9 protein-coding genes are annotated in these 12,088 nt (G+C 59.9%); 8 read left to right on the top strand and 1 reads right to left on the bottom strand.

From position 1 onward, the window contains the following. Positions 1-394 precede the first annotated feature (394 nt). Positions 395-1,225 carry a C39 family peptidase gene (locus DWY03_RS10190; protein WP_231500842.1) on the bottom strand — a complete coding sequence of 277 codons (831 nt, stop codon included), beginning with the start codon at positions 1,223-1,225 and terminating at the stop codon, positions 395-397. 565 nt (positions 1,226-1,790) lie between these two features. On the opposite strand from DWY03_RS10190, the gene DWY03_RS02835 reads away from it, so the two are divergent. From DWY03_RS02835 to DWY03_RS02800, 8 genes are all read left to right on the top strand, one after another. Then, positions 1,791-3,242 carry an APC family permease gene (locus DWY03_RS02835; RefSeq protein WP_117839842.1) on the top strand — a complete coding sequence of 484 codons (1,452 nt, stop codon included), beginning with the start codon at positions 1,791-1,793 and terminating at the stop codon, positions 3,240-3,242. Positions 3,243-3,373: 131 nt separating this feature from the next. Beyond that, positions 3,374-4,651 carry an amidohydrolase family protein gene (locus DWY03_RS02830; protein ID WP_117634436.1) on the top strand — a complete coding sequence of 426 codons (1,278 nt, stop codon included), beginning with the start codon at positions 3,374-3,376 and terminating at the stop codon, positions 4,649-4,651. Positions 4,652-4,763: 112 nt separating this feature from the next. Continuing rightward, positions 4,764-6,155, top strand: coding sequence for a histidine kinase (locus tag DWY03_RS02825; protein WP_233506804.1), 1,392 nt, complete (start codon positions 4,764-4,766; stop codon positions 6,153-6,155). Positions 6,156-6,194: 39 nt separating this feature from the next. Then, positions 6,195-6,929, top strand: coding sequence for a LytTR family DNA-binding domain-containing protein (locus tag DWY03_RS02820; RefSeq protein WP_117757816.1), 735 nt, complete (start codon positions 6,195-6,197; stop codon positions 6,927-6,929). A gap of 92 nt (positions 6,930-7,021) precedes the next feature. Then, positions 7,022-7,966: a zinc dependent phospholipase C family protein gene (locus DWY03_RS02815; protein WP_089573246.1), complete on the top strand. Its 945-nt coding sequence runs from the start codon at positions 7,022-7,024 to the stop codon at positions 7,964-7,966. 102 nt (positions 7,967-8,068) lie between these two features. After that, entirely contained in the window at positions 8,069-9,319 is a 1,251-nt protein-coding gene (locus DWY03_RS02810; protein WP_089573245.1) for an MFS transporter, read from the top strand. Positions 9,320-9,501: 182 nt separating this feature from the next. After that, complete coding sequence (locus tag DWY03_RS02805; RefSeq protein ID WP_117757815.1) at positions 9,502-10,689, top strand: glycosyltransferase; 1,188 nt, start codon at positions 9,502-9,504, stop codon at positions 10,687-10,689. Then, positions 10,686-12,029 (top strand): histidine kinase, encoded by a 1,344-nt coding sequence (locus DWY03_RS02800; protein ID WP_117757814.1) that lies wholly within the window; start codon positions 10,686-10,688, stop codon positions 12,027-12,029. Before DWY03_RS02805 ends, DWY03_RS02800 begins: the two co-directional genes overlap by 4 nt. Positions 12,030-12,088: the final 59 nt, after the last annotated feature.

Genomic DNA, 12,088 nt, shown 5'->3' with positions numbered 1-12,088 from the left:
ATTGGGGACGTTCTTAAACGACTAGTCAAACAAGAACGTCCTCAACGACTATTCATTTAAGTTTGTCCCCAATGACTGCGGAAACCCGGCACTTGGGGACGTTCCTTTCCTGCCGGCAGCTTGGGACAGTCCTTAAAGGCCACTGTCGATCAACTGCGGAAAGTGCATCCCAGGATGAACGTCCAAAACGGGATCTAGTTTCCCTTGAGGTCCTCAACGGGAAAATGCATCCCGGAATTTGGCCGAAAAGCGGGATGTTGTTTCCCAAACGGACCGCTAGCGGAAAGCGCATCTCACCATTGAGTTCCAAAGTGGGATGCGCTTTCCGTACCGGCGGTTCCTGGCAATCTGGGACTACTCATTTAAGTCTGTCCCCAATGAGTGTCCCCAATGACTAGTAGTAGGCCCACATGGCTTCGACTTCGTTGAGGACCTCCACCACGCCCCAGCGGCGGGCGCTGCGGCTGGCCGAGTTGGGGTCGTAGACGCCAATCTGGTTGGCATCGTCGATGCCGTAGAGCACGATATAGTGGCCTACGTTGGTAAACGTGCCGGGGCGCACTGCGGCGATGACGGGCGCACCCGAGCGAAGTGCTTGGGTAATCGATTCGCGATTGTTATAGAGCTGTGTTCCGTTGAGCCCCAGCTGCCACGCACCGCCTGTCATAAACGACCACTCGGTGGCACCAGTGGGGGCGTAGTTGCCGGCTTCGGCCAGTGCGCATATATCGACCGGCGTCTTATCGGTGTGGCCGGTCTTAAAGATATAGACCATGGTGAGGCAAGTGGGACCGCAAGCGTTTTCGCGAATAGTGCCACCGGCATAGGGCAGCTCCGACCACGCAGGGTCGATCTGATAGATATGGGGCATCGTGCCGGCTTGCCATTGCGAGCGCGGAGTCGAAAAGGCGAAAGAATAACCGGGCGCGACGGGGGCCTTGAGCAGCTTGTCCTCGGCGGTGGGCTCGAGACCGGCCGAGCCGTGGGACATACAGGAGCTCATAAGCACAAAGACCAGACAGATGAGGATAGAGCACAGTGCGAGGCAAAGCCGACGAGCCGGCAGGGCGGGGGCATTCACGTACGATGTCGAGCGGTAGGGCTTGCCGTCGCGTCCGCCTTGGGGATGCGAAAAGAAGCGGTTGATATGGATGCCGGGCTGACGTGCGCCGTTGCGGCGCAGTTGCGGAACCTCGGCTTGGCGCTGTCGAGTGCGCGCGCCCAAGCGGCTATCTTGCTGTGCGCTTGTGCCCGTGCTCGGACGGCCGCTCTGCCGTGTTCTGTTTGTCTGCTGCCGAGACGAAGGCCCGGGTTGCTCTTGAGGGCGTTGCGGATTGCTGCTCGTGGCACTTCTGGGCATCGGCGTGGTGCGGCCAGCAAGGCGAACGCTTTGTCGCCGTTGATCACCGTCGTTGTATCCGTATGCCATTCGTACCGCCTTGTCTCATGTATAACCTGTCTATCCTACAAAAAGGATGTGCAACAAATGGGTCCGAGCGTCAAAAGCTCGGTAAACGGTACGAAAGGCGCAAAACACACGGCCTCAAAAACATTTCTATATGCGTCCAATGAGCGTACGCCCGTCGGACGGGCGACAACAATGAGCGGCAAACCGTGCCGTTCGTCCCAAAAACGGCGCCACTCATATGCGAGTTCTGCCTTCGGTCGAGCCATAAGCGGTAGCGCGACGCCGAGGCCGTATCTTAAAGCCACGAAATAAAAGTGCGCGGCAAAACAGACCGCGCAAGGGGTGACGCCAAAGAGGCGTCAATAAGGAAAGGAGGGGAACAATGGCGGACAAGAACGCAGAAGTTGCAGTCGAAGGTAACGGTGGCATGAAGAAAACGCTTTCGCTCTGGAACTTCTTCACCATCGGTTTCGGTGCCATCATCGGTACCGGCTGGGTTCTGCAGGTCGGCGACTGGATGGTCGTGGGCGGCGGTCCCGTTCCCGCTATGATCGCATTCCTCTTGGGTGCAATCTTCCTCGTGCCCGTCGGAGCTGTTTTCGGTGAGCTCACGGCTGCTATCCCCATCTCGGGCGGCATCGTCGAGTATGTCGATCGTAGCTTTGGCCGTACGATGAGCTACATCACCGGCTGGCTCCTGGCCCTGGGCAACGGCATCCTGTGCCCGTGGGAGGCCATCGCCATCTCGACCCTCGTGTCCGAGATGTTCGGCAGCCTGCCCGGCCTTGAGTGGCTGCGCGCCGTCAAGCTCTACACCATCCTGGGCGCCGACGTTTACCTGTTCCCGACGCTGATCGCGCTCGGCTTTGCAACCTACGTCATCTTCCTCAACTTCCGCGGTGCCAGCTCGGCCGCCAAGCTGCAGGCCTTCCTGACCAAGGCCCTGCTCTGCGGCATGCTGCTCGCCATGGGCGTCTCGCTGTTCACCGGCTCGCCGGACAACGCCATGCCCGTGTTCTCCCAGGTCACCGGTGCTGGTGGCGGCAAGCCCGCTACCGAGGGCACCAGCCTGTTCGCCGGTATCGTTTCGGTCCTGGTTCTGACCCCGTTCTTCTACGCCGGCTTCGACACCATTCCTCAGCAGGCTGAGGAAGCAGCCGAGGGCCTCAACTGGAACAAGTTCGGTAAGATCATCTCCTTGGCCCTGCTGGCCGCCGGCGGCTTCTACATGGTCTGCATCTACTCGTTCGGCACCATTCTCGACTGGCATGAGTTTGTTAAGAGCCCGGTTCCCGCGCTTGCCTGCCTCAAGGGTATCAACATGCTCCTGTACCTGGCCATGCTCGTCATCGCCACGCTTGGACCCATGGGTCCGATGAACTCCTTCTACGGCGCCACGAGCCGCATCATGCTCGCTATGGGCCGCAAGGGCCAGCTGCCCGAGAAGTTCGCCGAGGTCGATCCCAAGTCCGGTGCTCCCAAGCTCGCCTGCGTCGTTCTGGGCATCATCACCGTCGTCGGTCCGTTCCTGGGCAAGAACATGCTCATCCCTCTGACCAACGTGTCGGCTCTCGCCTTCATCTTCTCCTGCGGCATGGTCGCCCTCGCTTGCCTGCGCATGCGCTTCACTGAGCCCGACCTGCCTCGTCCCTACGAGGTGCCCGGCGGCAAGTTTGGCATCAGCCTCGCTATCGTTGCCTGCGGCACCATCATTGGCCTGCTCGTGATCCCGTTCTCTCCCGCCTCCCTCAACATGGTGGAGTGGAGCATCGTGATCGGCTGGCTGGCTGTTGGCCTGGCCCTCATGGCCTTCACCAATTCCCGCAAAAAGTAACGCCGAGCCGGGGCGGATCGGGTGCGCGGAGCCCTCTCTTCCGCGCACCGAACCCGGCACCACTTGGGTAGTTTTGTGAGGCCTTAACCCAACACGGCCTCGCCCACTATATGGATCCATAAGGAGGAACCATGTCCACTAAGTATGCAATCGTTGGCGGCAAGCTCATCGACGGTACCGGTGCCGAGCCGGTCGAGAACTCCCTCGTTCTCGTCGACGACAACGGCAAGATCGAGTACGCCGGTGTCATGCAGGACCTTCCCGAGGGCGTTGAGGTCATCGACGCCGCCGGCAAGACCGTCCTTCCCGGCCTGATCGACACCCACCTGCACTTCTCGGGCAACCTGACCGACGATGACACCGACTGGGTCATGCAGCCGCTCCTCGAGAAGCAGGCCGTCGCCGTCAAGCAGGCCTACGACTGCCTCACCCACGGCCTCACCACCGTCTGCGAGATCGGCCGCTTTGGTATCCAGATCCGTGACTGCATCGACAAGGGCGTCTTCAAGGGCCCGCGCGTTCTGGCAACCGGCCTTGGCTTCTGCCGCGTTGCCGGCCACGGCGACTCCCACCACTGCAGCCAGGAGCTCAACAAGGAATCGCACCCCTGGGGCGATCAGGTCGACGGTCCTTGGGATCTGCGTAAGGCCGTCCGTCGTCGCCTGCGCGAGAACCCCGATGCCATCAAGATCTGGGCTACCGGTGGCGGCATCTGGCGCTGGGACTCCGGCCGCGACCAGCACTACTGCTCCGAGGAGATCCAGGCCGTGGTCGAAGAGGCAAAGATGGTCGGCATCCCCGTGTGGAGCCACTGCTACAACAACCACGCCGCTGCCTACGATTCCGTTCGCTTTGGCTGCGAGCAGTTGATTCACGGCTTCGATATCGATGAGCGCACCATGGACCTCATGGCCGAGCAGGGCACCTTCTTCACCCCGACGATCGCCTTCCTGCCCACTTGGTACGCCACCTATCCGCCCGTCTACGTCCCCGAGCTGCACGACAAGTACGAGGGCACCCTGGTCGAGAAGGAGCTGCAGCGCAACTACGACTGCCTGCGCGAGGCCAAGAAGCGCGGCGTCGTCATGACGATCGGCTCCGACTCCTTCTCTTTCGTCACCCCGTACGGCACCTGCTCTATCGAGGAGATGTACGAGTTCGTCGACAAGATCGGCTTCACCCCGGTCGAGACCATCACCTGTGCCACCCTCAACGGTGCCAAGATGTGCCACATCGAGGACGAGACCGGTTCCATCGAGGCCGGCAAGTGCGCCGACCTGCTGGTCGTCAACGGTGACGTCGCCGCCGACATCCACGTGCTCAACACCGACAACATGGACGTCATCATGAAGGACGGCTGGATCGTCGAGGCTGGCACCTTTGGCGAGGCCAACAAATACAGCGCCTAAGATACCGTTTGTCGATGGCTGGATGTAAAACACAGTTTTTGATTGCATAATGCAATGGAGAGGGTCGCTTGCGGCCCTCTTTATTGCTATGAGGTGCGTCAGTAAGAAGGAGATGACGGTGGATCTCAATAGGCTGATTCTGGGCAAGAGCTACAACTCTACCAAGGTCTTTCGTACGGCCCAGCATGTGGTCCAGGCCATCCTGCTCGGTGTTGTCGTTCCGGCGCTTATCCTGTTGCTTATCTGGGATTTAACCGATAATCCCAATCCCGTTCCGGGCGTTGTCGTTATTGCCGGCCTGGTCATGCTGTGCTTCTTTTTCTCGTATGTCTTTGTGGTCCCCGACGACCTCACATCGAGCGCAACCGACCGTACACTCGCCATCGCATCAAAAATATTCGCCTACACGTCGCGTGGCCTTACGCCCGAAGCTGCCCTGGGCGCCTCCAAAATCATTCTGTCCGAAACTATCGCCTCGGCCATCTGCTTCACCGACGGCAAGCAGGTGTTGGCAAGTTGGGGCGAGGATTCGACAAAGTGTCCCGCCGGCACCCCGGTCGTGCTCGAGACCACGCTCAGTGTGATTGAGACGGGCGAGCAGAGCGTGTTTTCGCGTGACACCTCCAATGAGACGGGTGGCTATTTTCCCCGCCTGCGCGCCGGTATTGTCGCACCGCTTACCGTGCGCGGGCATTGCGTGGGTACGCTCGAGCTGTACTATCCCCGCCTGAGCAGCATCGATATGCGCCAGACGGCGTTAGCCTCGGGCTTTGCCGATCTCATTTCCACGCAGCTCGCCAGCTTTGAGCTCGAGCGCCAGGACGAGCTTACGGCCCGCGTGGAGCTGCGCGCCCTACAGTCGCAGGTCGACCCGCATTTTCTGTTCAATACCATCAGCACTATCGTGTCGCTCGTGCGAACCGAGCCCGACAAGGCGCGATCGCTGCTGATCGACTTTTCCAATTACTATCGTCAGACGCTTTCTGACTCCGATACGCTCACCACGCTCGAGCATGAGGTGGAACAGGGCACTCGTTATATCAATCTTATGCAGGCCCGGTATGGCGACGGCCGTCTGCGCGTTTCGGTCGACATCGACTTTGAGGTGCGCGACAGCATGGTGCCGCCGTCTATCTTACAGCCGCTGCTCGAAAACTGTATCAAGCATGCCCAGCGCGAGACCGAGCCGCTTTCTATTCGTGTTGGGGCTTTTGAGACCGATGACGGTCTGGAGATCATCGTCGAAGATGACGGCATCGGTATGAGCGAAGAAGTCTGCGCGCACCTGTTTGAGCAGCATCGCCGAGAGGAGCCCGAGAGCATTACCGCCGACGGCTCCATCAAGCGAGGCTGCGGCCTGGCGCTCTTCAACGTGCTTCAGCGCATCCATTTCTTTTACGGGGAAGATTCTGGCATGCGCGTGAAGTCCCAGGAGGGCGTGGGGACGCAGGTCATCGTCGAGCTGAACGGCGAGCCGCATGAGCCGGCGCCGATGAAGGTGTAGCGCGCGGTTGGATTGAGAGAAAAAAGAGGGGAAGCGCATATGTCCGAGGGATGGAACATCTTGGTGGTTGATGACGAGCCTCCTATTAGGGCTGAGCTACGTTATCTGCTGGAAAAGGATGCACGTGTGGGACAGATTGCCGAGGCGGGCAATGTCACCGAGGCCGTGGAGTCGATTCTGTCGAACAAGCCCGACGTGCTGTTTTTGGATATCACGATGCCCGGCCGCTCGGGAATTGAGCTAGCCGAGACCCTGCAAAACCTAAAGACGCCGCCGGTGGTGGTGTTTGTGACGGCGTTTGCAGAGTTCGCGGCCGACGCGTATAACCTCGATGCTGTCGACTATGTCGTCAAGCCGGTCGAGGATGCCCGCCTGTCAAAGGCGCTCGACAAGATCGAAACCGCCCTGGGTGTTCGCCGCGCTGTCCATACCCCGCGCCAGCCCCTTCGCCTGACGGTGGACCGCGGGGGTAAAAAGGTGTTCATCCCCGTGGCGGATGTCTGCTACTTTGAGGCGCGTGCCGATTTTTGCAACGCCGTCTGCGCCGAGGGAACATATCTGATTAATGAGTCGATCTCTTCGCTCGAACGTCGCTTGGGCTCCGAGGGCTTTATCCGCGTCCATCGCAGCTATCTGGTCAATTTGGAAGACGTGCACAATGTTGAGATTGGCTCCACGGGGTTGATGGAGCTCAGGCTCGACCGCGTGAGCTCGACGGTGCCGGTGTCCCGCCGTCGTGCCGCCGAGGTCAAGTCGCACCTGGGGCTTGCGTAAGAGGCTTGCGTGCCGTCGTTTACCATCGCAGGTTTGGTATGGGCGCGCGGTGGGCATAATGGGTGGCATCGAATGAAATCGAAAGGATCATTATGCCCGCGCTTATCACCCATCATCTGTTTGGCGAGGAAAGCATCGACCGTCTTCCGCAGGGCGTCATCACGTCCGATGAAGAGCGCATTGCCTTTATCTTGGGCAACCAAGGCCCCGACCCGTTTTTCTTTCACATTCTGACACCGCGTGTTTCCGACTGCACGCTGCTGGCTCAGGTCATGCACCGCTCGCGCATGTCGCGCCAGTTCTCGTGCCTGCGCGATGGCGTGTCGCACCTGCAGCCGCGCGATGCCAATCTGGGTCGCGCGTTTGCGCTGGGCCTGCTGTCGCACTATGTGCTCGACCGCAATGCCCATCCCTTTGTCTACGAGCAGCAGTTTGGCATTGTTGAGTCCGACCCCGAGCTCGAGGCTTCGGGCAGTCAAGTTCACGCCGTGCTCGAAAGCGACCTGGACGTGCTGATGCTGCAGCTTAAACGTGACGGGGCCACGGTCGAGGATTATCCGCCGGCGGGCGAGATCGTCACTACCGACCGCATCAATCGCGTTGCCGGCGTGCTGATGAGCTACGTCGCCGGGCGCGTGTACGGTATCGACATCCCGGCGGGGGAGTACGCCGGCGCCGTAGCCGACATGCAGCTGCTCTACCGTACTATCGAGCCGGCCGGTTCGGCCAAGACGCGCGCGATTGCCCTGCTCGAGGGCTTGGTGCACGATTATTCGCTGCTCGACGGCCTTGCGCACCGCGTGACGACCGAGCTGCCCGAGCGTACCGGCAACCTGGGCCACTTGGCATGGAAGAACCCCTTTACTGATGAAGTCTCGACCGAGAGTTTCCCCGAGGTCTTTGACCGCGCGCTGGTCGATTACGAGTGCACGGTCGCCCGCTTTATCGAGACCGGCGATATGGAAGCCGTGACCAACCACGTCAATTACAGCGGTCGCGTGCTCGGCGCCGACGAGGAGTTCGACCGCGAGGAGTAGGGCTCGTGCGTGCCCCCTTTGCCGAATCCTTACCGGCGCCTCTGGACAATTGGGGTACGATGAACTAACTGCATATCGGGCGAATACGAAGGGGCCCTGTCCATGAAATACACCAAGCTCGAGCGTAACTGGGTTATGTACGATGTGGGCAACTCGGCCCTCGTGCTGCTCAATACCTCGGTGGTGCCCATCTACTTTAACGCCATCAATACCGGTGCTTCCTCGGCAGACCTGGTGGTCGCTTGGGGCAACGCTCAGACGATTGCCTCGCTAGTCATTGCCATGCTCATGCCCATTCTGGGCGCGCTTGCCGATTACGCCGGCAACAAGATCAAGTTCTTCTTGGGCTTCTTCCTCACGGGCCTGGTCCTTTGCCTGGCGCAGGCTATCCCAATGTCCGCCATGGCATTTTTGACCGTGTACGTGCTGTGCACCATCGGCCTTAACTCTTCTATGACGTTCTACGACGCCATGCTGCCCGACATTACCACCGACGAGCGCATGGACGCCGTGTCCAGCTCGGGCTATGCCTGGGGTTACATCGGTTCCACCGTACCGTTCATCATCTGCCTGGCGCTTATCATGGGTGGCCCCGCTCTTGGCGTCCCCACCATGCTGGCAACGCGTCTGTCGTTTATCATCACCGGTGCCTGGTGGCTCATCTTTACCCTGCCGCTCATTCGCACCTATAAGCAAAAGTACGGTCGCGAGCGCGGTCCCCAGGACACCATCGGCCACATCGTGGGCGGTGTGTTCTCCGAGGTCGGACACACCATGCGCGAGATCGCCCACAACAAGACCGTGCTGGTCTACATGATCGCGTTCTTCTTCTACATCGACGGTGTGCACACGGTCATTTCCATGGCAACCAGCTACGGCTCGGCTCTGGGTATCGATTCGACCCAGCTGGTGCTGGCGCTGCTCGTCACGCAGTTTGTGGCCTTTCCGTCCGCCATCATCTACGGCAAGCTCGCCGGACGCGTGGGCACGCTCAACATGATTCTGGTGGCGGTCGCTGCCTACATGGGCATTGTGCTGTTCGCCGCGTTCTTCCTAAAGACCGCCTTTGAGTTCTGGGTGCTTGCCATTATGGTCGGCCTGTTCCAGGGCGGCGTGCAGGCGCTCAGCCGTAGCTACTTTGGCCGCATTATCCCTAAAGAAAAATCCAACGAGTACTACGGCTTCTTTGACATCTTTGGTCGTTATGCAAGCGTCATGGGCACTTTTCTAGTGTCGGTCGTCACCTCGCTGACCGGCAACCCGTCGCTGGGCGTCCTTTCCATTGGCGTGCTGCTGGTTGTTGGCTTTATGCTGCTGGTCCGCCTGTCCCGCATGACTCAGGCGGCGGCGTAAGGCAACCGGGCTCAGTACAGCAATTGTGCCTATCTACAGTACTCTTTTGGAAGTAGCCGCATAAATCATTCTGACTTCCGAGCAATGTTTAGCCCAAGTGGGTATGATGGAATCAGCTAGGTCGCGGGGCGTCGCCTGTGTTTGGCGGCGCCCCGTTTTTGTGTTGCAAGGAGGGTAAAGGTATGAACGCCACGGTTGTGATCCCAACATATTGGGCGGGCGATGATACCCAAGCAAACGCTCCCGGCACCTACGATCACTCGACGCGACTCAACGCCGACAATCCCGAACTCGACCGCTGCCTGGCCTCGCTTGAGCAGGTGTGCGACATCCCGCGCATCATCCTTTTGGTGGTCTGTCCTGTTTCTGCCACAGCCGATGTGTCGCTGCGCGTGCACGAGATTGTCGACGCGCATCCCACGCTCAAGGTCACCGTTGTCACCAACACCCAGGCCTCGCGCATCGCAGACCGGGTTGCTCAGATCGCGCCCAAGGGTTCGGGCGAGTGCGTGAGCCTGCGAGGCTACGGTGCCATCCGCAACATGGGGCTAGCCTGTGCCGCTGTGCTGGGGCATGACGCGGTTATCTTTTTGGATGACGATGAGACTGTCATCGACGCCGACTTTATGAAGCGCGCGACCTATGCGTTGGGGCAGCAGACGCGTCAGGGCTTGCCGATCTTGGTCAAGAGCGGCTATTTCTACGATCGCGACGGCTCGCCGCTGGCTCCCACGGACAAGGCGGGCATCTGCCATCGTTGGTGGACCAAGCGCATCGAGTTCAACCGTTGGATGAAAAAGGCGCTCTCGGGCACCCGCATCTCGCGCTCCAACTACGTGTGCGGCGGCCTGATGGCCCTGCACGCCCGCGCCTTTACGCGTGTGGCCTTTGACCCGTTTATCACCCGCGGCGAGGACTTGGATTACCTCTTTAACATGCGTATGTTTGGCTACGACGTGTGGTTTGATAACGAGTGGACCGTGCGCCATCTGCCTCCGGAGTCCGAAAAGCGCTCACCGCGCTTTATGCAGGATGTATACCGTTGGTACTACGAACGGGCCAAGTTGACGTTCGCCGCGCATCAAAAGGAGCTCATCCCCGTTACGGCGGCATCGCTCATGCCCTACCCGGGCCCGTGGATTTCGCGCGAGCTCGACGACCGCGTGCGCAAGACCGCTATGGTCCGCAGCGTGTTTACCCGCGAGCATGAGGGCTACCTGCGCATTTGGCGCCATGGTATCGGCGAGGCAAAGGCCTATGCGCGCCAAAACGCTGCAAGCTACCTGCGTTTCCAGAGCTTTTGGCCCAAGATCATGGACGGGCTTTGGCGTGACGCACAACTGATCAGTATCCTGGAGGGGGCCGAATGATCGACCGCCGCGCCCAGCGCGATAGTTCAATATCAATCTTTCGCATCATTGCCGTTGCATGCGCCATTTGCGTGCTGGTGTACTTTATTTTTGCCTTGGTGACCGGTATCGAGCCGATCGCCACGGTGATTGCCTGCGCGCTGCTGTGCATCTTTCTGTGCATCTTTATCTTTTTGACGCTCAATCCCGATTCGGTGCGCTCCCAGTACACCGAGGAGACGCTCTCGGTGGCCTCGGCCATGCTCGAGGACATTAAGGGCGGTCTGACGCAGGAGTCGGCGCGTTTGGTGTGCCGGCGCATTTTGCCCGAGACGCGCGCCATGACGGTGGCCATCACCGACGAGGACAACGTGCTTGCCTGCGCGGGCGAGTTTGAGGAAAAACTGCTGCCCGATACTCCCATCCACACGCTTGCCACACGCTACGTTATCGAACATGGCATCGTGCAGTCGTTCAACCGTATGGTGGATGTCGTGGGCTCGGACGGCTCGCACAACCAAGTTCCCGCCGGCATTATCGCCCCCATCAAGGTGGGCGATCGTACCGTCGGCACGCTCAAGTTCTACTACAAGACCCCGCGCGCCGTCGACCGTACCCAGTATGCGCTTGCCTCGGGCTTTGCCGAGATCTTGTCCACGCAGCTCGCCATCCACGAGCTCGAGGTGCAAAAGGAACTCACGGCGCGCGCCGAGGTGCGTGCGCTGCAGGCGCAGATTAACCCGCACTTCCTGTTCAACACGCTGAACACCATTGCATCGTTTACACGCACCGACCCGCTGCGGGCCCGCGAACTGCTTCGTGAGTTCTCATCGTTCTATCGTGCCACGCTCGACAACTCGGGATCGCTTATTCCGGTCTCGCGCGAGGTCGCACAGACCAAGCGCTACCTTACCTTTGAGAAGGCCCGCTTTGGCGAGGACCGCGTGCTTGCGACGTTCGATGTGTCCGAGGACGTGGAAGATACGCTGGTACCGGCGTTCGTGATCCAGCCGATTGTCGAGAACGCCGTGCGTCATGGTATGGGCGATGACGACGCCCTGAGGATCGACGTGACCGTTCACCAAGACGGCGAGGATGCAATCTTGATTGCCGTGGCCGATAATGGCGTGGGCATGGATGAGGGTACCGCCGCCAGACTGTTTGACGAGCGCTCTGCCCGTCCCGACGCCAGCTCTCCCCAGGGTGGCGGCGCCGGTGTGGCCATGCACAATATTTCGGAGCGCATCCATCGCTTTTTTGGGCCGCACTCCTATACGCGTGTCGAATCGGCGCCGGGCAAGGGCACCAAAGTGCTTCTTCATCTTGATTTGTCAGAGAGCATCTTTGACATTCAAGAGTAAAATAAAAAGCTACGGGCTCAACGTCATGCGACGGACGCCCGGCGTAGTTAGTTGACGAA

Origin of the sequence: Collinsella sp. AF23-2 (assembly GCF_003459245.1) — a bacterium.
Taxonomy (GTDB): Bacteria; Actinomycetota; Coriobacteriia; order Coriobacteriales; family Coriobacteriaceae; genus Collinsella.
Note: the sequence above shows the minus strand (reverse complement) of the source record. Positions and strands in the feature narration are given on the sequence as shown.